The following is a 22,194-nucleotide window of genomic DNA, read 5'->3' as shown; positions in this document are numbered from 1 at the left end:
TGCCGGATCCGCGTCTGGACGCTCTGGCGGCTATCGTCAATCCAAAGCGCATCCTGCCGACCACCATGGAATTCGTCGACATCGCAGGCCTGGTTGCCGGCGCCTCGAAAGGTGAAGGCCTGGGCAACAAGTTCCTCGCCAACATCCGCGAGACCGACGCGATCGCTCACGTCGTGCGCTGCTTCGAAGACGAGAACGTGATCCACGTTTCCAACAGCGTTGACCCGAAGCGCGACATCGAAATCATCGACCTGGAACTGATCTTCGCCGACCTCGACAGCTGCGAGAAGCAACTGCAGAAAGTCGCGCGTAACGCCAAGGGTGGTGACAAGGACGCCGTGGTTCAGAAAGGCCTGCTTGAGCAACTGATCGCGCACTTCACCGAAGCCAAGCCTGCACGCAGCCTGATGAAGAACATGAACGCTGACGAAAAGGCAGTGATCAAGGGCTTCCACCTGCTGACCACCAAACCGGTCATGTACATCGCCAACGTCGCTGAAGACGGTTTCGAGAACAACCCGCACCTCGACGTGGTTCGCGCCATCGCCGAAGAAGAAGGCGCCATGGTGGTTCCGGTCTGCAACAAGATCGAAGCGGAAATCGCCGAGCTCGATGACGGCGAAGAGAAGGACATGTTCCTCGAGGCCCTGGGCCTGGAAGAGCCTGGCCTCAACCGCGTGATCCGCGCCGGCTACGAAATGCTGCACCTGCAGACCTACTTCACCGCCGGTGTTGAAGAAGTCCGCGCCTGGACCGTCAAAGTCGGTGCCACAGCACCTCAGGCTGCCGGCGTGATCCACACCGACTTCGAGAAAGGCTTCATCCGCGCCGAAGTCATCGCCTACAACGACTTCATCCAGTACAAGGGCGAAGCCGGTACTAAAGAAGCCGGTAAATGGCGTCTGGAAGGCAAAGATTACATCGTCAAAGACGGCGACGTGATGCACTTCCGCTTTAACGTGTAAGCGTTACGCCCAAGAAAAAGCCGCGTTTGATACGCGGCTTTTTTGTGACTGAAACATTCTCCGCTACAACACAATCCCCTGTAGGAGTGAGCCTGCTCGCGATAGCATTTTTCAGCTACAGATGTGCTGACTGACACTCCGCCATCGCGAGCAGGCTCACTCCTACAGTTTAAATGTGTGGGATCAGGCCTTTTTGGTGCGCGGCAAGAAGATCGCCAACACACCAAACAGCGGCAGGAACGAGCACAGGTAATACACGTACTCAATCCCGTGAATATCCGCCAGATGCCCGAGCAGCGCCGCGCCTATCCCGCCGAAACCAAACATCAAACCGAAGAACACCCCGGCAATCATCCCGACGTTGCCCGGCACCAGTTCCTGCGCGTACACCACAATCGCCGAGAACGCCGAGGCCAGAATGAAGCCGATCACCACGCTCAGGACAGTCGTCCAGAACAGATCAACGTGGGGCATCAGCAGCGTAAACGGTGCCACGCCAAGGATCGAGAACCAGATCACCGCCTTACGGCCGATCTTGTCGCCAATCGGCCCGCCGAAGAAGGTGCCCGCCGCTACCGCACCGAGAAACAGGAACAGGTGCAACTGCGAACTCGCCACCGACAGGTCAAACTTCTCGATCAAGTAGAAGGTGAAGTAGCTGGTGAGGCTGGCCATGTAGAAATACTTGGAGAACACCAACAGCCCCAATACCACCAGCGCACTGGTCACCCTGCCCTTCGACAAACCGTGAGTCGCGGCCTGACCGGCTTTGAGCTTGAACAGGTTCAAGTGGTGCGCGTACCAGCGGCTGATGCGGTACAGGACGAACAGCGCAAACACCGCGAACAAACCGAACCACGCGACGTTGGCCTGACCGAACGGAATGATGATCGCCGCCGCCAGCAATGGGCCGAACGCGGAACCGGCGTTACCACCGACCTGGAAGGTCGATTGCGCCAGGCCAAAGCGTCCACCGGAAGCCAGCCGCGCAATCCGCGAGGCCTCGGGATGGAACGTCGAAGAACCGATACCGATTAGCGCCGCCGCCAGCAGAATCAACGGAAAACTGCCGACCATCGACATCATCACGATGCCGATCAACGTGCAGATCGAACCCGCCGGCAACAGCCACGGTTTCGGATGCCGATCGGTGTGATAGCCGACCCACGGCTGCAGCAGCGACGCGGTCAGTTGGAAGGTCAGAGTGATCAGGCCAACCTGAGTAAAGGTCAGGCCGTAATTGGCCTTGAGCATCGGGTAGATCGACGGCAAGACCGACTGGATCAGGTCGTTGATCAGATGCGCCAGCGCCACCGCGCCGATAATTCGCATCACCAATGGACTGCTTTGGGGAGCAGCGGGCGCCGAGGCAGCGGCGGTCTGAACGTTGCTGATAGCCATGGAAGTTTCCGGACAGCAGATGGGTGCACGCAGGCAGGTGCGTCAATGTGCCATTTTTCAGTGCGTCAGCGCCATCCCCTTAGCCAGCTAACTAACCACCCTGACCTGAATCACCCAATCGTGTAGGAGCTGCCGAAGGCTGCGATCTTTTGATCTTTTAAAAAACAACATCAAAAGATCGCAGCCTTCGGCAGCTCCTACAGGGGACGGGATTTAGGTGATAGCCCAACGCCATGGTCTGAATCTTGCCTTGCTACTGCCCCTGAACGCGGTCGCCTTACAAAGGTGATCGACAATGGGAAGTTTCGCTACAGAACCTGCCTACAGAGCGGGTGAGAGTGAACTTTCGAGGCCTTTTAGCAGGGCACAACATCAACGTCGAACGACCGCGATGCACGCCGATGGTGCGTGGTGTCCAGAGGAGTCATGGGGCATGCAGGCTTTCCTTTCACCGGGGATCAAATTGCTGGGGCGGTTTGGCTTCGCGGGTAAATTCCAGTTGTTGTTTCTGCTGTTCATTTTGCCGTTGGCCGGCAGCCTGTTGATGATCGGCCAGGACTATCGCGACAAGCTCAATCTGATTTCCGGCGAACGTGCCGGCGTGCGCCAGTTGCTCGCGCTGGATGCGCTGGACAACTTGCTCGCCGCCCAACGCGACCGCGCCGCCCGTTGGCGCGCCACCGAAACCAATCGCCAGCCGACACCGGCCACCCTCGCCGCCATGGGCGCGTTCGACGCGGTGCAACCGGCGGTTGTGCAAGCCACCACGGATCTGGGCAATGCCCTGCAAAACGAAGGCGCGGAAGGTGAAACACTCAGCCGCTACCAAACGCTGCAAACCGCACTCAATGGACTGGATTCGAAAAGCCTCAGCGGCGTCGGTTGGTGGCCGGACGGTTATGACCGCTTCACCAACGCCCTCAGCGCCCTGCAAGGGTTGCGCGAACAAATCGTCATGGACAATCGCCTGACCCTCGCGCCATGGCTGGAAACCTACCTGCTGACGCAAATCTCCACGCAACATGCGCCGGACTTGATTGAACGCGTCGGTCGCCTCGCTGCCGTCGGCCAGGCCTCAGTAGTTTCGGGCCAGTTCACCCTGCAAAGCCGTTTGCAGTTGCGCGATCTGCGCAGCCGTATCGGTGATGCTCGCGAGCAACTGGTGAAAACCGCCACGCTGCTGGAAGCACGCCTGCCGAAAGATCAGCAGAGCTGGGCCAGCCAATACCACGAGAGCCTCAAACACCTCGACAGCGGCCTGGAGGTGCTGGACGACGGCGTGTTTGGCGGCAGCATCAATCTCAAACCGGAAGACTTTGAACGCAGCCTCGACGCCTTGTTGATCGACCTCGCCGCCCTGCGCCAGCAATCGCTGGTCTCGCTGGATCAAAGGCTTGATGCTTATCACGGTTCAGCGATCCGTCAGTTCATCATCGTCGCCGCCGTGTTCGGGTGCCTGCTGCTGGCCGCGCTGTACCTGTTCATCTGCCTGCAAGCCTCGATTCGTCGCAGCGCCAGCGGCATTACCTTGCTCGCGGAAGCCCTGCGCGATGGCAACCTCAGCCTGCAAGTGCCGGTGGAGGGTCGCGATGAACTGGCGGCGATCAGCACCGCGCTCAACGTCGCGGTGGTGCAACTGCGCAGCAGTATGCTCGGAGTCGATCACGAGACTTCGCAACTGAGCGACGCGGTGCGCAGCCTCAACGATCACTCCAGCGGTGCCCTCGGCGAAGTCGAAGCGCAGCAGTTGCAGATCAGCCAGATCGCCGCTGCGGCCACGCAATTGGCCGCGACCTCGCAAGGCGTGGCGCAGAGTTGCGAACAGGCTTCCGGCAGCGCTCAGCACACCCAACGCGTCGCTGCCGACAGCAGCCGCGACAGTCAGCGCACCACCGCGAGTATTCAACAGCTCAATCAGCGTTTGAACGACACCGCAGCGGCGCTCGGTCGGGTCAGCGAGCAAGGCCAGCAGATTCAATTGGTGGTCGACACCATTCGCGGAGTGGCCGAACAGACCAACCTGTTGGCGCTCAACGCGGCCATCGAAGCCGCGCGCGCCGGCGAACAGGGACGCGGCTTTGCCGTCGTGGCTGACGAAGTGCGCAGCCTGTCGCAACGCACGCAATCATCCACCGCGCAGATCGCCGGAACGGTCGACAGCCTGCGCGCAACGGTCAACGAAGCCGTGAGTTTGATGGAAGCTGCCTGCGGCCAGGCGCAAACCGATGCCGAGTCAGTCACCGGGCTTGGCGAACGGTTGGGCGAAATCGCCAGTGCCGTGCAGAGCGTCACCGACACCCTCGCGCAAATCGCCACGGCGGTGGAGGAACAGGCGTGCACCGCCGATGAAGTCAGCGGCAATATCCAGCAGGTCGATCAAGCGGCGGTGCGTTTGCTCGAAGGCGCGCGAGCGGTGAACCTCGCGGCAGACACCCTGCGCCTCGGCAGCCAGGCACTGAGCGAGAACACGGCGCGCTTTCGCCTCAACTGATCACCGCTTGCGGGAAATCCTTTTCCAGCTCGGTTTTCAGCCACTGGATAAACCACACGGCGTCCGCTGAGAGTTCGGCGGACGGCGTCAGCACCCGGTAACTTTCCAGCTTCACCTCATCATCAATCGCGCGCACCAGTTTGCCGCTGGCCAGTTCATGGCGCACCAGCACTTCGTTAGCCAGCGCAATGCCCTGCCCGCTTTCGGCCACCGACAAGGCGTGATCGTTGTTGACGTACAGCAGGTCGGATTTCAGGTGGATATCGAGGTCATGGGCGGCGAACCACAGGTTCCACCACTCACCGTCATCGACGTGAATCAGCTCGTGCTTGATCAGATCTCTCGGGCTGTCGATAGGATCGATGCTCGCCAGATACTCCGGCGTGCAAATCGGAAACACCCGAGGGCAAATCAGCGCTTCCCGCGAATCGGCGTACTCCCCGTCGAGGCCGTAGACGATGCCCAGATCGGCACTCTTGCCGTCCACTTCGGTGAAGGTCGAGTTGGGTTCGATGGCAAATTTCAGCCCCGGCCGCAGGTGCCGCATCGCTTCGATCCGTGGCATCAACCAGCGCTTGGCGAACCCCGGCACCACCATGATCCGCAGCCAGCGTTCGGCGTCTTTGGGCTGCGCTTCCTTGCCGGCCTCGATAATCAACTGCAACGCGGCGCTGATCTTGCGGTGGTATTTCTCGCCCGCCGGGGTCAGGTTGACCCCGCGCGAGGTGCGTTCGAACAATTGAATGCCCAACCAGTCTTCGAGCAATTTCACATGCCGGCCTATCGCAGGCTGGGTCACGTGCAGCGCTTTCGAGGCTTCGACGTAGCTGCCCAATCGCGCGGCGGCATCAAAGGCACGCACCGCATTCAGCGGCGGCAATCGGTGGTCGGGCATGATTCCTGGCACCTTTGGCTATTAAATTAACTAACAGCTGCCATGTTTAAATTGAAGTGTCGCCCCGCGCAACCCCTGGCTGATAATCGAGCCACAGCAGAACAAAAAAACAGCTGGTTATTACACCCGAACGCAATCTCGATCCTGCCCAAAAAAATAATATCCATGGCCCGACGGCAATGCTTTTTGAGAGCAAGTCGCAGGCGATGGGGGAATCGGAGGTAACGCATGAATGCCCTGCATTCGCTGCAAACACTGGCGGTCTCAATCCGCTCGGTGCGCAAGGTATACGGTGATCCGCACACCGGTCCAGTGGCGCTGAAAAGCATTGATCTGGATATCCGCGACAACGAATTCTTCACCCTTCTCGGCCCGTCCGGCTGTGGCAAAACCACGCTGCTGCGGATGATCGCCGGTTTCGAATTTCCCACCGAAGGCGAGATTCTTCTCTACGGCGAAAACATCGCCGATCGTCCACCCTTCGAGCGGCCGGTCAACACGGTGTTTCAGCATTACGCGCTGTTCCCGCACATGACCATCGCTGAAAACCTGGCCTTCGGCCTCGAATCGCACCCGATGGGCAAAGTCCTCACCAAGGCGCAAATCAGCGAACGTGTCCGCGAGATGCTCGCGCTGGTGCAGATGGAACGCTTCACCAATCGCAAACCGGCGCAACTGTCCGGCGGCCAGCAACAACGTGTCGCCCTCGCCCGTGCTTTGGCGCCGCATCCAAAAGTGTTGCTGCTTGATGAGCCGCTGTCGGCACTCGATCTCAAGCTGCGTCAGGCCATGCGCGAAGAGCTGAAAACCATTCAGGCGAAAACCGGCATCACCTTCATCTTCGTCACCCACGACCAGGAAGAAGCACTGACCATGTCCGACCGCATCGCCGTGCTCTCCGAAGGCGAAGTGCAACAGGTCGGGCGGCCGGAAGAAATCTACGAACGTCCGCGCAATCGCTTCGTCGCTGACTTCATCGGCGAAACCAATTTCATCGAAGGCACCGTGACTCGTGTGGAAGACGGTCAGGCGTGGTTCGCTGGGCCGGCCGGGCATCCGCTGCCGGCGCAAGCGTGCGATGACGTGCAGGTCGGCGCCAGCGTATCGCTGTCGGTACGCCCCGAGCGCCTGCATCTGGTGCCGGCCGCTACCGAGGCTGCCTTGCCGTGCCGGATCGACGCGCAGATCTACCTCGGCACCGACCTGCAATATCAGGTCAGCCTCAGCGATGGTTCGCGTCTCACCGTGCGCACGCCCAATTGCGTCGACCAGAGCCTGCGCTTTGCCGTCGGCTCCCAGGCCGGTCTGCTGTTTGACCGTGGTAGCGCCAGCGTCCTGCACGATTGAGCCGGAGAAATTGCCATGCACGCCTTACCGATTGCCAACACGCTGGAACGTCGCAAGGCCTTCCAGAGTTTTCTCGGTGTCAGCCCGGCGCTGACCGCCATCTGCCTGTTTCTGGTGGTGCCGATCCTGATTGTCATCGGCTATTCGCTGATGGAAGCCAACCCCTACGGCGGGGTCAATAAAGTCTTCAGCAGTGAGGCATACACCTCGTTGCTGTTCGAGCGGCAAATGGATGACAGCCTGGCGTTTACCGACTCCTATCTGCTCATCGCCCTGCGTTCGATCGGCATCGCCGGGCTGACCACGATCATCACCCTGCTGATCGGTTTTCCGGTCGCCGTGTGGCTGGCGATGCAACCGGCGCATCGGCGCGGCTTGCTGATTTTTCTGATCACCGTGCCGTTCTGGGCCAACCTGCTGATCCGCACCTATGCGTGGATTTTGCTGCTGCGTAACACCGGCGTAATCAACAACAGCCTGATGGGCATGGGCGTCATCCATGAACCGTTGCAGTTGTTGTACACCGACGGCGCGGTGCTGCTGGGGCTGGTTTACACCTACGCGCCATTCGTGGTTTTGCCGATCTACGCGACGCTGGAAAAAATGGACACCCGCCTGCTCGAGGCTGCGCAGGATCTCTACGCCGGCCGCGTGCGCACCTTGCGCAAAGTGGTGTTGCCGATCGCCAAACCGGGGATTCTCGCCGGCGCCATCCTCACCTTCGTACCGTGCCTGGGCGCGATGATTGCCCCGGAACTGCTCGGCGGCGGCACGCGAATGATGCTCGGCAACCTGATCTTCCGCCAGTTCAGTGACTCGCGTAACTGGCCATTCGGCGCTGCGCTGTCGCTGGTGCTGATGGCCGCAGTGATGTTGGTGCTGACCGTGTATGCCCTGCGCGCCGAGCGTCAGCGCATCGCCAAAGGAGGTGCGTGATGCTCGCTTTATTCAAACGCAAAGGGCTGGGCGTGCAGGACTTTCCAGGGTTCGGCGGCTTCAGCTTTCTGTTCTATCTGTACCTCTATGCGCCGATCGTGGTGCTGGTGGTGTTCTCGTTCAACGCCAATCAGTCAGCGACGGTGTGGACTGGTTTCAGCCTCGACTGGTACCGCGCCGCGTTCGCCAATCAGGCCTTGCGCCAGGCCGCCAGCAACAGCCTGATGATCGCGGTGTGCGCCAGCATGGTCGCCACAGCGATTGCCACCCTCGCCGCGCTTGGTACCTCGCGCGGGGCCAAGTTCAAAGGCCTGCAACTGTCGATGGGCGCGATCATGTTGCCGCTGGTGTTGCCAGAAATCGTCGTCGGCGTGGCAACGCTCGCGCTGTTCTCGACCATCGGCCTGTCGCTGGGTTACGGCAACCTGATCATCGCGCACACGGTGTTCTGCATTCCTTTTGCCTACCTGCCGATTCGTGCACGTCTGAACGATATGGATCTGTCGCTGGAGCAAGCCTCGGCCGATCTCTACGCCGGCCCGTGGCGCACCTTTCGCAAGGTTACGCTGCCGCTGCTGATGCCGGGGATTTTCTCCGGATTGATGCTGGCCTTCATCGTCTCGCTGGATAACTTCGTGATCTCGATGATGGTCTCGCAGGCCGGCACCACCACCCTGCCGATCTTCATCTTCGGCCTGCTGCGCATGGGTGTGACACCCGACGTCAACGCCGTGTCGACGCTGATTTTGGGCGTCTCGGTGCTGTTCGTCAGCCTCTCTTACCTGTTGGGCAAAAAGAACGCCTGAACCTTCTACCTACTGTGGGGAAATGACATGAGCAAGTGGATAAAAAGCGTCGGCACTTCGTTGTTCCTGACTGTGCCGCTGACCATGGCCGTCAGTGTTCAGGCCGCCGAGAAACTCAACGTGGTGAGCTGGAGCGGCTACTTTTCGCCGGAGATTCTCGCCAAGTTCCAGAAGCAGACCGGCATCGAAGTCACCGTCGATTCCTACGATTCCAACGAGACGCTGCTGGCAAAACTGAAACAGGGCGGCGCCGGTTATGACGTGGCGATTCCGTCGCATCAATTCGTGCCGATCCTGATTCAGGAAAAACTCCTGGAGCGCTTCGACCCGGTCAAAGAAGCGTATTACGCCAACGTTGCCGACAACCTGAAAAAACCGAGCTGGGATCCCGAGGGCGCGTATTCGGTGCCGTTCATTTGGGGTACCACCAGCGTGGTGCTCGACACGGCGCGCTATAGCGGCCCGGCCGACAGCTACAAAGTCTTGTATGAGCCCCCGGCCGAGCTGCAAGGCCGGATCAACATGTTCGACGCGGTCAGCGACGCGGTGGACATGGCCAGCCTGTACCTCGACATCCCGTTGTGCACCGAAGATCCGAAGCAGATGCAGCAGATTCTGACGCTGCTCAAGGCGCAGAAACCGTACGTGAAAACCTACAGCTCGAAGGCCGGTTCGATCCGCGAAAACCTCGCTTCGGGTGAAATCGACATGTCGATGTTCTGGGGCGGCTCGTCGATGCGCGCTCGCGAAATGAAACCGACGCTGAAATATCTGTACCCGAAAGAAGGCGTGCTGGCGTGGGTCGACAACATGGTCATCCCCACCGGCAGCAAGAATCCAGCGAATGCCAAGGCGTTCATTGCGTTCCTCAGCCAGCCTCAAAATGCGGCGATGACGCAGAACTTCCTCAAGCATCAGAGCCCGATCAAAGGCGTCGAACCGTTCCTCGATGCCTCGCTCAAGGACGCGCCGGAGCTGCACATTCCGCAAGGCACCAAAGTGGTGTTCAGCAAGACCTGCGGCGAAGGCTCGATCCGTCTGGCCGACCGTCTCTGGACCAACCTGATGCGTTGATCCCTGCCGCCCCGGCGCGAGGCCGGGGCGTTTTTCCAGTCGTCTTGAAGGCTGCTTGCAATGAATTCTAATAACATCAGCGAACTGGTCCTGTTGCAGGCCCATGAGCTCGCCGAGCGCATTCGCCTGCGCCAGGTTTCCTGCCGCGAAGTGATGCAGACCTATCTCGCGCACATCGAACGCTTCAACCCCAAGGTCAATGCGTTGATCAGCCTGCAGGCGCCTGATGATCTGCTGGCTCAGGCCGATCAGCGCGACGCTGAACTGCTGCGCGGCGAATACCATGGCTGGATGCACGGCCTGCCGCACGCGATCAAGGATCTGTCGCTGACCCGTGGCATTCGCACCACCATGGGTTCGCCGCTGTACAAGGATTTCGTGCCCGAGCGCGACGGCATCATGGTCGAGCGAATCAAGCAGGCCGGCGCGATCATCATCGGCAAAACCAACACCCCGGAATTCGGCCTCGGCTCGCAAAGCTACAACCCATTGTTCGGCGCGACCGGTTGCGCTTATGACCCGAGCAAAACCGCCGGCGGCAGCAGCGGTGGCGCGGGCGCGGCGCTGGCGATGCATCTGGTGCCCGTGGCCGATGGCAGCGACATGATGGGCTCGCTGCGCAACCCGGCGGCGTTCAACAACATCTTCGGCTTCCGCCCGTCGCAGGGTCGCGTACCGTTTGATGACAGTGCCGATCTGTTTATCGATCAACTCGGTTACGAAGGCCCGATGGCGCGCAGCGTGCGTGACGCGGCGTTGCTGCTGTCAGTGCAGGCCGGCGCCGATGCGCGAGCGCCGCTGTCCATCGCCGAATCCGGTGAGGCGTTTGCGGCGCCGCTGGAACGTGATTTCAAAGGCACACGGCTGGGCTGGCTGGGTGACTTCAATGGTTATCTGCCGATGGAGAACGGCGTGCTGTCGCTGTGCGAGAAGACCTTCGTCGACTTCGAAAGCATTGGCTGCCACGTCGAGGCAGCGGATCCGGGTTTCGCGCCTGAGCGCTTGTGGAGCAGTTGGCGCACGTTGCGCCACTGGATGGTCGCCGGTTCGTTGGGCGCGACTTATGCCGATCCACAAAAACGAGCGCTGTTGAAACCGGAAGCGATCTGGGAAGTGGAAAACGGTTTGCAGCTTTCCGCCAGCGAAGTGTTTACCGCCTCGGTGGTGCGCAGTGATTGGTATCGGGCGATCTCGAAGTTATTCGAAAAATATGACTACCTGTTGTTGCCGAGCGCTCAGGTGTTTCCGTTCGATAAAACCCAGCCGTGGCCGACGTCGATCGAAGGCGTGAGCATGGACACTTATCATCGCTGGATGGAAGTGGTGATCCCCGGCACGTTATCGGGTTGCCCGGTGGCGAGCGTTCAGGCTGGATTCAATGCGCAGGGTTTGCCGATGGGGCTGCAGATCATCGGCAAGCACCAGGCAGACTTCGCTGTTCTGCAATTGGCGCACGCGTATGAACAGGCCAGCCGCTGGTTCCAACGCTGCCCTTCGCCGCTGCTGAGCCAGTGATTTTGATAAACGGTTGAAAGCGTAGAAAAAATTTTTAAATTTACGCTTGACGCTTTTCCATTTCAGGGGAATAATGCGCGCCACTTGGCTACATAGCTCAGTTGGTTAGAGCATAGCATTCATAATGCTGGGGTCCGGGGTTCAAGTCCCTGTGTAGCCACCAAGTACTAAAAACGGCTTACCGAAAGGTAGGCCGTTTTTTTATGCCTCGAGAAAAGCGCCGGTTTTATGGTGAGGGGATTTCTCCCCTCATCCAGCGTTTCAGCCTGCCAGTGCCGCCAATCCTTTCGCCCAGATTTGCCGGGTACGCAAACCCACCATCGCCCGCCAGTCGGGATCGGCCGGGTAGAACTGTTCCAGCAGATTCAGTTTGATCACCCTCCCCGTTGCATCCAGCGGATCACCGTGTAAATGCAGCCAATGGTCGTCACGTAAATACCGATGCACATCCGCGCCCGGATACGTTCCGCACTCGATCACGAACGGCATCAATTGCACGTCCGGCAAGGCATCGAGCAATGCCTGCGAGGTGTAACCGGTGGCGGTCGCGGCGACGCCGGTTTCGCTCAGGGTGTCGGCGCCGGTGTGCAGCGTGTAAAGCCATGGCCCGTAAATCGACTGAGCCTTGGGGAGTGCCGGGTACGGCGCTTGGGTGATCGTCAGCAACATCGGATGACCGTATTCGCCAGCGCCGGTGTGCAGGTCGAAACACATCACGGTGTCCGCGCCGGCCAAGTGCGCTTCGATGATTTGATGCAACGTGCGATTCGACCAGCTCGGCGCCCGACCGCCATAGAACAATCCATCCGGATGACTGTGTTGACCACCCTCGACAATCGACATCACCGCCGGCCAGCCGTGTTCGTTGATCTGCGCATCGAGCAAGGCATCGGCGCGTTGACGCTCGGGGCCATTCAGGTCGGTGCAGGCGTAGATATCGTGTAATGCCGCGTAGGCTCGGTTATCCGGCAACGCTTCGGTGAAATCCAGATGATTGCGGTTGAGGTCGATGTTGTCTTCGTTGACTCGACGCAGCCACGCGGTGCCCCACGGGTTGATCAGGTGAACCATGATCACCGCGACATCCTTGGGCAGCGAGCCGGGTGCGAATGCTTTCAGCCAATCGATTTGGCAGTCGGAACCGTAATAGCCCTCCACACCGTGGGTACCGCTGAGTGCCACCAGACGTTTTTTGGCCTGCGGGTCACCGAGCACGGCGACGTCGGTGCTCAACGGCTCGCCAAACGGGCCACAGCGCGGATGTGCGTAGGAGGTGATTGACGCCCCGGCGGCATTGGCGGCGGCGAGAAACTGGTCGCGTTGAATGCGGTAACTGGACTCGGTGGGAAACTCGCTGTGCATGCTTGGCCTCTTGTTGGTTTTCTAATTGTGGGAGCGAGCTTGCTCGCGAAAGCGGTTTTACATTTAACATTTCTGCCGACTGACTCTGCGCATTCGCGAGCAAGCTCGCTCCCACAAAAGGCTCATTTCAGGTTAATGATTTGAGGTTGACCCTAGCGAACATCCGCCCTGAAAAGAAAGACAAAAATGCCCATCGGTTTGCGTCTCGACCGACCGGTCGATAGAGTCCCTCAGACATTTAATCCACGGACGGAGAGCCCGCGTGTTTTCAGCCTTGCCCTTGAGCCGCTTTCGCCTGCCTGCCCTGACGCTGATCATCAGCGCCCTGACCCTCACCGCGTGCAACGCCCCGCCCTCCTCGGTCATGCCCTTGGCACCGGAAGCCGCGTCGGGTTTCCGCACCGATCTGCAAACCCGTCACGCCAGCAAACACATGGCCGCCGCTGCCAATCCACTGGCTGCCGAGGCCGGTCGCGAGATGTTGCGTCAGGGCGGTTCGGCGATTGATGCAGCGATTGCGATGCAGGCCGTGCTGACGCTGGTTGAGCCGCAATCCTCCGGGATCGGTGGCGGCGCGATGATCGTGCTGTGGGACGGTAAACAGGTGCGCACCTATGACGGTCGCGAAACCGCGCCGGCCGGCGCAACCGAGAAACTCTTTCTGCGCCCTGACGGCAAACCGATGTCGTTCCCCCAGGCGCAAATTGGCGGCCGCTCCGTTGGCACTCCTGGCGTTTTGCGCGCACTGGAAATGGCGCATAAACAACACGGTCGCCTGCCATGGGCCAAGCTGTTTGAACCGGCGATCAACCTCGCCGAACAAGGTTTCGCGATTTCCCCGCGCCTGCATTCGCTGCTGGAGTCTGATCCGGTGATTCGCAATTCTCCGGACATGGCCGCGTATTTCCTCAATACCGATGGCAGTGTCAAAGCGGTCGGCACGCGCTTGCAGAATCCAGCCTTGGCTGCCGTGCTCAAACGCATCGCCAACGAAGGCGCCGATGCGCTGTACAAAGGCCCGATCGCCGAAGAAATCGTCGCTAAGGTTCAGGGCCACGCCAACCCGGGCAGCCTGTCGCTGCACGACCTTCAGCACTATCAAGCCAAAGAACGCGCGCCGCTGTGCACCGATTACAAACGCTGGCAAGTCTGCGGCATGCCGCCACCGTCGTCGGGCGGCATCGCCGTGGCGCAGATACTTGGCACCTTGCAGGCGCTGGAAACCCGCGATCCGCGCTTGTCGCTCACCCCGCTGAAACCGGTGAAAACCGACAAACCCGCCGGCATCGAACCCGCGCCACAAGCAGTGCACCTGATCGCCGAAGCTGAACGTCTGGCCTACGCCGATCGTGCGCAATACGTCGCCGATACCGACTTCGTTCCGGTACCAGTGAAAGGCCTGGTCGATCCGGGTTATCTGGCCAATCGCGCCAGTCTGATCGGCGAGCGCAGCATGGGCACCGCCAAACCCGGCACACCACCGGGCGTGCAGGTGGCCTATGCACCGGATCGTTCGCCACTGCGCATCTCGACGTCACAAGTGGTCGCGGTGGATGACCTCGGCGGCGCCGTATCGATGACCACCACCATCGAAGCAGCGTTCGGTTCGCACCTGATGGTTCAGGGTTTTCTGCTCAACAACCAGATGACCGACTTCTCCTTTATCCCCGAAGAGAACGGCCAAAAAGTCGCAAACCGCGTCGAACCCGGCAAACGTCCACGCTCGTCGATGGCGCCCACGCTAATCTTTGATCGCAACAGCGGCGAATTCCTCGCCAGCGTCGGCTCACCGGGCGGCTCGCAGATCATCGAATACGTGGCGAAAACCACCATCGGCCTGCTCGACTGGAATCTCGACCCACAAAGCGCCATCAGCCTGCCCAACTTCGGCAGCCGCAACGGCCCGACCGAACTGGAACAAGGCCAATTCAGCCCGGCGCTGATTCAGGCGTTGAAGGACAAAGGGCATGCGGTGAATGAAATCGACATGACCAGCGGCACCCAAGCGATTGTTCGGGTCAAGGATGCGCAAGGGAATGCAACGCTGGAAGGTGGTGCGGATCCACGGCGTGAAGGGGAAGCGTTGGGGGATTGAGGCTTACATGAAAGACGGAAAAGGCTTACTGGGAGGTAGGCCTTTTTTTATGCGGGCTCGGAAGCTACGGCAATGTCACGTCGCCTTTTCCTACCCCTGAAAATTGTACGCAGAGGTAGAGTGAGTCCGTTCGTTGAAATGGAGTTTTCCCCATGAACATCCGTCCGATCCACACCGAAGAAGACTACCGTGCGGCGCTCAAAAACGTTTCCGCACTTTTCGACAATGAACCTGTACCTGGTACGCCTGAAGGGGATTACTTCGAGGTAATGATCACCTTGATCGAAGCCTACGAAGCGAAGCATTTTCATCTCGACTTGCCCTGAGACAGATACACCCAATGCGCTCAACGACTCGCCACCAGATGTGCGCCAAACAGCAAGTAGCAACCACCCGCCAGCCGATCCAGCCACTTACGCGAGCGTTCGTAAACACTCGCCACCCGGCGGCTGGCGAAAAACAGTGCGACGCTGCAATACCAACTGAATGACAGCGTAGCCATGGTCAGTACCGCCAGCGCCAGCAATAACGGCGGTATGTGTGCCGGCATTGCGGTAGCGAAGATGGTGGCGACGAACAGTGCCGATTTTGGATTGGTCATGTTGCCGAGAAAGCCTCGGGCATAGGCGCCGCGCAGTGTTTGCTGCGACGCGTCCACGGTGCCCGGCGCGATGGCAGCCTTGCGTTTGAATTGCTTGAGGCCGAGGTAGATCAGGTAGCAGCCACCGGCGATCTTGAAACTGAGGTACAGCGTCGGAGCAGCGCTGAACAATGACTGGATGCCCAAGCCGCCGGCCAGTCCCCACAGTACCGTGCCGCTGGCCACACCCAGTGCGGCAACGACGCCATGGCGTCGCGAACGGCTGACGGCCAGTTGCGCGATGTTGAAGAAGTTCGGCCCCGGCGTGACCACGGCGACTGTCCACAACAGCGCCAGCGACAGCAATGGAGCGAGGTAGCTCACGGCAGAGATATTCATGGGGCATGTGCCTGATTGATTCGACAATGCCCACACCTTGCAACATCCCGCCGCGTTTTGCCATGGGTTGGGCAGTGCTTTTAAACAGCCGGTTCGCCCTCCGGCACGCGGATCAGCAAGTCGCCGGGTTGGCAGTTGAGGTATTCACAAATGGCGTCCAGGGTCGCCAGACGCAAACCTTTGACCTTGCCCTGTTTGAGCAAAGACAGATTGGCTTCGGTGATGCCGATGGCGGCGGCCAGATCCTTGGATTTGACCTTGCGCAGGGCGAGCATCACGTCCAGTTGAATCACGATAGACATAGCGATCTCAAATAAAAGTACGGTTTTCGGAATCCACTTCGCTGGCCTGCGACAGGATACGCGCAATGATCGAAATGCAGCCGGCCATGAACAACGCGACGAAGGTGGACGCTGTGACGCTCAAAGTCACCATTCGCTCTCCCACCGGCGCATTCTGCGTAATCCACAAGCTGAGCATCGGCTCGCAAAGAAAATCCAGCAGCACCCAAAGCGCCACGGCGCGCCCGACTTTGCCCAGATGACCGGCGGCTTCGGCGGAAAAATACTCACCCGTGGCGTAGCACTGGAACAGACGACGTAGCGCCCTCAAACCATAGGCCAGTGCGATCAGGGGAATACTCGACAGCACGATGGCGCCCAGTGTTTGCCACCACGGAAACACTGCGGCGGCACTGGTCATGTCCGAGAGCTGGCGATCGCTCAAGGCGAACCCCAGGCCCAAACCATCCTTGCTGGCCAACGTCGGGAACAGCCAGACCGCAGCGTTGAGCACCAGCATCAGGATGATCAACAGCAATGTAATTGTGGCCATACGGCGGCTGAATTGCGCGAGAGAAACGGAAGTCATGAGATGCCTCACAGATTGAATGTGAGACAAACCATAGACGATTAAATTATCGCAAAACAATAATTAATTACTGCAAAACGTTAATTTTTGTTTCACTCCGATGGTTTAGCCTCCAGCACTTTGCCATCCAGCGCATCGCCAATAGTGAGGAAATGCCCGCCCGCCACATGGTGCAGCGTGCGCAACGAATCGTGGCCGTCGAAATGCCAGCGCCCTTCGCTAAACACGCGCGCATCGGCGTGCGCGGCAATCACTTCGGCGAGGAACAGATCGTACTGCTGATGATTGTGCGGCTCCGGCAACAAACGACATTCAAGCCAGGCGACGCAGCCGTCGAGCAGCGGCGCCTCAACAAGATCTCCGGCGAAGGTTTGCAGGCCATACGCTTCGAATTTGTCGCGGCTTTGACTGCCAACGATGTCCAGACCGGAAGTGTTACCGACGGTTTGCACGATATCGGCCTGTTGCGCACACGGAACGTTGAGGACGAAGGTGCCCGAGGCTTCGAGCAACTGTCGCGTCCAGGTCGATTTGTCGAGTACGACGGCGACTTTCGGCGGCTCGAAATCCAGTGGCATCGCCCAGGCGGCAGCCATGATATTGCGCTGGCCGTCATGGGCGGCGCTGACCAATACGGTCGGCCCATGGTTGAGCAAACGGTAGGCTTTGTTGAGGGGAACCGGGCGGCGATGGTCGGCGCTCATGGGGATCTGCTCCGGGGAGAAAAGGAGCCGATTGTAGCGCCAGCAACGAAATATCTGCTGGTGAAAAACCTGTAGCTGCGGAACGCTGCGATCTTTTGATCTTGGCCCTCAACATCAAGATCAAAAGATCGCAGCCTCGTTTTACTCGACAGCTCCTACAGGGATTGGATGGATCTTCAGTTGGAAAGTTGATTGGCGAACTGGCCTACCGCGTTCACAACTTTCTGCGCACCGTCCTGAATCTCGACAATCACCGTGCCCGCCTCTGCCGCCAGCGCCAGCCCCTGTTCGGCCTGCAGCTTGCCGTCAGTCATCAGGGCCACGGCGTTGCGCGCCATTTCCTGGTTCTGCCGCACCACGCCGACAATTTCGTCCGTCGCCTGGCTCGTACGCGAAGCCAGTTGCCGCACTTCATCGGCCACCACGGCAAAACCACGCCCCTGTTCACCGGCACGCGCCGCTTCGATCGCCGCGTTGAGCGCCAGCAGGTTGGTCTGTTCAGCAATCCCGCTGATGGTTTTGACGATGGTGCCGATCACCAGAGATTGCTCGTTCAGCGCTTCAATGCCCTCACCCGCCGTCTGCATGTGTCGCGACAAATCACGCATCACATTGACCGCTTCAGTCACCACCGTGGTGCCGCGCTGCGCCGTGCTGTCGGTTTGTTGCGAGGTGCTGTAGGCAATGTTGGCGGCTTCGGCAACGGCTTGTTCACGGTTGACCTGATCGGTGATCACCGTGGCGAACTTCACCACTTTGTACAGTTTGTTGTTGGCATCGACCACAGGGTTGTAGGAGGCTTCCAGCCAGACTGTACGACCATGGCTGTCGACCCGTTTGAAACGCTCAGCGACAAATTCACCGTTGTTCAAGCGACGCCAGAAGTTCGCGTACTCGGCGCTGTTGTACTCCTGCGGCTCGCAAAACATGCGGTGATGTTTGCCCTTGATCTGCGCCAGGCTGTAACCCATACCGCTAAGGAAACGATCATTGGCGGCCAGTACATTACCGTTGAGATCGAACTCGATCACGGCGGTGGAACGCACCAGCGCGCCGATCAGGTTTTCGTGTTCACGGGAGGCTTCGATGGTGCGCGTCAGGTCACTGGCGTAGATCGAGATGTTCTTGATCCGCCCATCCGACGTGCGCACCGGCTGCACGATCGAGCGCAGCCACGCCTCTTCACCATTGCCGCGCAGCAAACGAATCGCGCCAGCGAAATGCTCGCCACGGTTCATGGCGTTTTTGAAGCGCTGATGAAATTCATCGGACTTCACGTGGGCCGGAACGATGTCTTCGATCGCGCGGCCAATCAGATCGTGGCTCTTGTAGAGCATCTCGGTGAGGAAGTTCTGATTGACCGACTGCACCCGGCCGTCGGGCTCGAGGGTCAGCACCAGCATCTCGCTTTCCAGGCTTTCCTTCACTTGCACAAGGCTGGAGAGTTCTTCACGAAGAGCGGCCAGCTCTTGCTTCAAGCGTTTGTTGAACATGGGAAAGTACCGATGGACAGGTTAGAGAGCGGGATGCAGCCTAACCATCGGCCTTGCGCAGCGTTTCTGAAGAGCGCTTGAGACTCCTCAGTCAAAAATAGTTCGGACGTACGTTGTCAGGCAGTTCCGGCTACCTGAGATTGTCCCGTGCGCGGCATGCGCGCACCGAAATACGCCGCGCTGACGATACCGACCGCGCCCATCACCGCGCAGAACATCACGCAGATCCACGGACTCCACGGCATCAGACCGATCAGCAACAGCGGTGTGATACTTGCCCACGCGGCGTAGGCAATGTTGTAGGTGAAGGAAATGCCTGACACGCGAATACGCGCCGGGAACAACCCGACCATCACCGACGGCACCGCACCCACCACGCCGCAGGCGAGACCCGCGATGGCGTAGGCGATGCCGATCCAGTCGCCGCCGCTGATCAGGCAACCGTAGAGCACGGCAATGCCCAGCGGCAGCAACAGGCTATAGAGCATGACCGTGCGCCAGGCGCCGATGCGGTCGACCAGCAACCCGGCGATCACGCAGCCGATATTGAGGAAAACGATGCCCAATGCGCTGAGGGCGAAGGTGTGGCTGGCGGTCATGCCGAAGGTTTTCTGCATCATGGTCGGCGTGATGACGACGAACACCACCACCGCCGAGGTCAGCACGCAGGTCAGCAGCATCGCCGGTAGCATCGCCAGTCGGTGTTCGCGCAACACCGTGCGCAACGGCAGTTCGACGCGCGCCTCACGCTGCGCTTCCATGGCCATGAACACCGGCGTTTCGCTCAGCCAGCGACGCAGGTAGACGCCGATCACGCCGAATACACCGCCGAGCAGGAACGGATAGCGCCAGGCGTAATCGAGGATTTCTGCCGGGGTGAACACTTGCGCCAGAAACGTCGCGGTCAACGCGCCGATCAGGTAACCGAAGGTCAGCCCGGCCTGGAGGAAGCCCAGCGCATAACCGCGATGGCCAGCAGGTGCATGTTCAGCGACGAACACCCAGGCACTCGGCACTTCGCCGCCGACCGCCGCGCCTTGCAGGATGCGCAGCGCCAGCAGCAACAGCGGCGCGAAATAACCGATCTGCGCGTAAGTCGGCATGATCCCGATCAGCAGGCACGGCAGCGCCATCATCAGGATGCTCAGGCTGAAGACTTTCTTGCGCCCCATGCGGTCGGCGAAATGCGCCATCAAAATACCGCCCAGCGGCCGCGCCAGGTAACCGGTGACAAAGATCCCGAAGCTTTGCAGCAGGCGCAGCCATTCGGGCATTTCCGGCGGGAAAAACAGCTGACTGAGGGTCAGGGCGAAGAACACGAAAATGATGAAATCATAGATTTCCAGCGCGCCACCGAGGGCTGCAAGGCCGAGGGTCTTGTAGTCGGAGCGGCTGAACGGCGCGGGTTGCGCTGCGGAATTGGCAGTCATGACAAAGAACTCTGGCACAGGCAAAAAACCAAGGCGCACATGGTCTACGCAAATGGACGGATGGACAACCCGTTAGACCATAGTCCTGATTTGGAAAAACCTGCTCACAAAACGCCTCGGCTTGATTTACTGTTGGGGCCTGTCGATTCGGGCAAACGCAGTTCCTGTAGGAGTGAGCCTGCTCGCGATGGCGCCAGGTCAGTCAATACACATGTTGAATGAACGGACGCTATCGCGAGCAGGCTCACTCCTACAGGGGATATGTGTTTCGCCTGCCAGACCCCAAATAACCATAAAAAAATCCGAGGTACTTCTGTGGCCGCTGATATCGAAGATAGCCGCTCCGCGCGCTTCGCCTTGCGCTGTTCCAACTTCGCCGAACGCTGGTTTCCCGACTCTTGGGTGTTCGCCGCGCTGGCCGTCATCATCGTCGCGCTGGCCACAATGGCCATGGGCGCCAAACCCACCGACGCCGCGATGGCTTTCGGTGACGGCTTCTGGAGCCTGATCCCGTTCACCATGCAAATGGCCTTCGTGGTGATCGGCGGCTACGTCGTCGCCAGCTCGCCGCCCGCCGTGAAACTGATCGATCGTCTGGCACGAATCCCGAAAAACGGCCGCTCCGCCGTGGCCTGGGTCGCACTGATTTCGATGGTTGCGTCGCTGCTCAACTGGGGCCTGTCGCTGGTGTTCGGCGGTTTGCTGGTGCGCGCCCTCGCCCGCCGCACCGATCTGAAAATGGATTACCGCGCCGCTGGTGCCGCTGCCTATCTGGGTCTGGGCGCCGTGTGGGCCTTGGGCCTGTCGTCGTCGGCCGCACAGTTGCAGGCCAACCCGGGCAGCCTGCCGCCGTCGATCCTGTCGATCACCGGAGTGATTCCGTTCACCGAAACGATTTTCCTCTGGCAGTCCGGCGTGATGCTGCTGGCGCTGATCGTGATCTCGATCATCATCGCCTACGCCACCGCGCCCGGCCCGAACTCTGCGCGGGACGCCAAGGCCTGCGGCATCGACCCGGCGTTCAACCTGCCACCGCTGCAACCGCGCACTCGCCCGGGCGAATGGCTTGAACACAGTCCACTGCTGATCATCGTGCTGGTGCTGCTGGCGGCGGGATGGCTGTTCCACGAGTTTTCGACCAAACCGGCGATCACCGCGATCTCCGGGCTGAACACCTACAACTTCCTGTTCATCATGCTCGGCGCGCTGCTGCACTGGCGCCCGCGCAGCTTCCTCGATGCGGTGTCGCGCGCGGTGCCGACCACCACCGGCGTGCTGATCCAGTTCCCGCTGTACGGTTCGATTGCCGCACTGATGACCACGGTCAAAGGCGCCGATGCGCAGACGCTGGCGCACCACATCTCGACGTTCTTCGTCAGCATCGCCTCCCACGACACCTATGCGCTGCTGATGGGCGTGTACTCGGCGATTCTCGGCTTCTTCATTCCGTCGGGTGGCGGCAAGTGGATCATCGAAGCGCCGTACGTGATGCAGGTCGCCAACGATCTGCAATACCACCTCGGCTGGGCGGTGCAGATCTATAACGCGGCCGAAGCGCTGCCGAACCTGATCAACCCGTTTTACATGCTGCCGTTGCTGGGTGTGCTCGGATTAAAGGCGCGGGACCTGATCGGCTTCTCGTTCGTGCAACTGCTGGTGCACACGCCGCTGGTGCTGTTTTTGCTGTGGGCGCTGGGGACGACATTGGCGTATACACCGCCGGTGATGCCGTAAACCGGATCTACCTGACGAAGTAATTCCCCTGTGGGAGCGAGCTTGCTCGCGAAAGCGGTGGGTCAGTCAACATCATTGCTGATTGATACACCGCCTT

The 22,194-nt window shown here is 59.8% G+C and carries 17 protein-coding genes, 1 tRNA gene and 3 pseudogenes; 11 read left to right on the top strand and 10 right to left on the bottom strand.

Annotated features, from left to right (window positions below):
• Nucleotides 1-965: redox-regulated ATPase YchF (ychF, locus tag ACIP66_RS22215; RefSeq protein WP_400650890.1), on the top strand; the 965-nt coding region annotated here is incomplete at its 5' end.
• A gap of 183 nt (nt 966-1,148) precedes the next feature.
• On the opposite strand, the gene ACIP66_RS22210 is transcribed toward ychF, so the two are convergent.
• Nucleotides 1,149-2,366 (bottom strand): MFS transporter, encoded by a 1,218-nt coding sequence (locus ACIP66_RS22210; RefSeq protein WP_053123775.1) that lies wholly within the window; start codon nt 2,364-2,366, stop codon nt 1,149-1,151.
• Between the two features lie 295 nt (nt 2,367-2,661).
• Between ACIP66_RS22210 and ACIP66_RS22205 the strand changes: the two genes are divergently transcribed.
• Nucleotides 2,662-4,857: a methyl-accepting chemotaxis protein gene (locus tag ACIP66_RS22205; RefSeq protein WP_400650886.1), complete on the top strand. Its 2,196-nt coding sequence runs from the start codon at nt 2,662-2,664 to the stop codon at nt 4,855-4,857.
• Here ACIP66_RS22205 and ACIP66_RS22200 read toward each other — a convergent pair.
• Complete coding sequence (locus tag ACIP66_RS22200; RefSeq protein ID WP_212548748.1) at nt 4,850-5,752, bottom strand: LysR substrate-binding domain-containing protein; 903 nt, start codon at nt 5,750-5,752, stop codon at nt 4,850-4,852. The genes ACIP66_RS22205 and ACIP66_RS22200 overlap by 8 nt on opposite strands.
• 228 nt (nt 5,753-5,980) lie before the next feature.
• Here ACIP66_RS22200 and ACIP66_RS22195 point away from each other — a divergent pair, with 228 nt between their 5' ends.
• From ACIP66_RS22195 to ACIP66_RS22170, 6 genes are all read left to right on the top strand, one after another.
• Entirely contained in the window at nt 5,981-7,099 is a 1,119-nt protein-coding gene (locus ACIP66_RS22195) for an ABC transporter ATP-binding protein (RefSeq protein WP_400650883.1), read from the top strand.
• A 15-nt stretch (nt 7,100-7,114) separates the two neighbouring features.
• The gene (locus ACIP66_RS22190; RefSeq protein ID WP_282356756.1) at nt 7,115-8,035 is read left to right on the top strand and encodes an ABC transporter permease; all 921 of its coding nucleotides are present in this window, start codon (nt 7,115-7,117) and stop codon (nt 8,033-8,035) included.
• Entirely contained in the window at nt 8,035-8,841 is an 807-nt protein-coding gene (locus tag ACIP66_RS22185; RefSeq protein ID WP_400650880.1) for an ABC transporter permease, read from the top strand. The genes ACIP66_RS22190 and ACIP66_RS22185 overlap by 1 nt, the downstream gene beginning before the upstream one ends.
• A 27-nt stretch (nt 8,842-8,868) precedes the next feature.
• On the top strand, nt 8,869-9,915 hold the full coding sequence (locus ACIP66_RS22180) for an extracellular solute-binding protein (protein WP_400650878.1): 1,047 nt from the start codon (nt 8,869-8,871) through the stop codon (nt 9,913-9,915).
• A 60-nt stretch (nt 9,916-9,975) separates the two neighbouring features.
• On the top strand, nt 9,976-11,430 hold the full coding sequence (locus ACIP66_RS22175; protein ID WP_400650875.1) for an amidase: 1,455 nt from the start codon (nt 9,976-9,978) through the stop codon (nt 11,428-11,430).
• A gap of 86 nt (nt 11,431-11,516) precedes the next feature.
• A tRNA-Met gene (locus ACIP66_RS22170) sits at nt 11,517-11,593 on the top strand.
• A 98-nt stretch (nt 11,594-11,691) separates the two neighbouring features.
• Here the strand turns inward: ACIP66_RS22170 and ACIP66_RS22165 are convergent.
• Nucleotides 11,692-12,792, bottom strand: a complete 1,101-nt coding sequence (locus ACIP66_RS22165; RefSeq protein WP_400650873.1) for a DUF2817 domain-containing protein — start codon at nt 12,790-12,792, stop codon at nt 11,692-11,694.
• A 262-nt stretch (nt 12,793-13,054) separates the two neighbouring features.
• On the opposite strand from ACIP66_RS22165, the gene ggt reads away from it, so the two are divergent.
• Nucleotides 13,055-14,887 (top strand): gamma-glutamyltransferase, encoded by a 1,833-nt coding sequence (ggt, locus tag ACIP66_RS22160; RefSeq protein WP_400650871.1) that lies wholly within the window; start codon nt 13,055-13,057, stop codon nt 14,885-14,887.
• 152 nt (nt 14,888-15,039) lie between these two features.
• Nucleotides 15,040-15,210: pseudogene (locus tag ACIP66_RS22155) on the top strand (transcriptional regulator); the annotation flags it as partial.
• Nucleotides 15,211-15,233: 23 nt separating this feature from the next.
• Here the strand turns inward: ACIP66_RS22155 and ACIP66_RS22150 are convergent.
• From ACIP66_RS22150 to ACIP66_RS22120, 7 genes and pseudogenes are all read right to left on the bottom strand, one after another.
• Complete coding sequence (locus ACIP66_RS22150; protein WP_400650868.1) at nt 15,234-15,866, bottom strand: LysE family translocator; 633 nt, start codon at nt 15,864-15,866, stop codon at nt 15,234-15,236.
• A gap of 80 nt (nt 15,867-15,946) precedes the next feature.
• Nucleotides 15,947-16,168 carry a helix-turn-helix transcriptional regulator gene (locus ACIP66_RS22145; RefSeq protein WP_053123815.1) on the bottom strand — a complete coding sequence of 74 codons (222 nt, stop codon included), beginning with the start codon at nt 16,166-16,168 and terminating at the stop codon, nt 15,947-15,949.
• A 7-nt stretch (nt 16,169-16,175) separates the two neighbouring features.
• Nucleotides 16,176-16,736 carry a DUF2975 domain-containing protein gene (locus ACIP66_RS22140; protein ID WP_400650865.1) on the bottom strand — a complete coding sequence of 187 codons (561 nt, stop codon included), beginning with the start codon at nt 16,734-16,736 and terminating at the stop codon, nt 16,176-16,178.
• Nucleotides 16,737-16,828: 92 nt separating this feature from the next.
• Nucleotides 16,829-17,440: a flavin reductase family protein gene (locus ACIP66_RS22135; protein ID WP_400650862.1), complete on the bottom strand. Its 612-nt coding sequence runs from the start codon at nt 17,438-17,440 to the stop codon at nt 16,829-16,831.
• Between the two features lie 176 nt (nt 17,441-17,616).
• Nucleotides 17,617-18,054 (bottom strand): annotated as a pseudogene (locus ACIP66_RS22130) (methyl-accepting chemotaxis protein); the annotation flags it as partial.
• Between the two features lie 102 nt (nt 18,055-18,156).
• Nucleotides 18,157-18,843, bottom strand: a pseudogene (locus ACIP66_RS22125) (PAS domain-containing protein); the annotation flags it as partial.
• A gap of 206 nt (nt 18,844-19,049) precedes the next feature.
• Nucleotides 19,050-20,363, bottom strand: coding sequence for an MFS transporter (locus ACIP66_RS22120; protein ID WP_400650859.1), 1,314 nt, complete (start codon nt 20,361-20,363; stop codon nt 19,050-19,052).
• A gap of 315 nt (nt 20,364-20,678) precedes the next feature.
• Here ACIP66_RS22120 and ACIP66_RS22115 point away from each other — a divergent pair, with 315 nt between their 5' ends.
• On the top strand, nt 20,679-22,097 hold the full coding sequence (locus ACIP66_RS22115; RefSeq protein WP_053123825.1) for a short-chain fatty acid transporter: 1,419 nt from the start codon (nt 20,679-20,681) through the stop codon (nt 22,095-22,097).
• Nucleotides 22,098-22,194 lie beyond the last annotated feature (97 nt).

The organism is Pseudomonas sp. NPDC088429 (assembly GCF_044753305.1).
GTDB classification, from domain to species: domain Bacteria; phylum Pseudomonadota; class Gammaproteobacteria; order Pseudomonadales; family Pseudomonadaceae; genus Aquipseudomonas; species Aquipseudomonas rustica.
The sequence above is the reverse complement of the archived record's forward strand: the minus strand, read 5'-3'. Positions and strand labels throughout refer to the sequence as shown.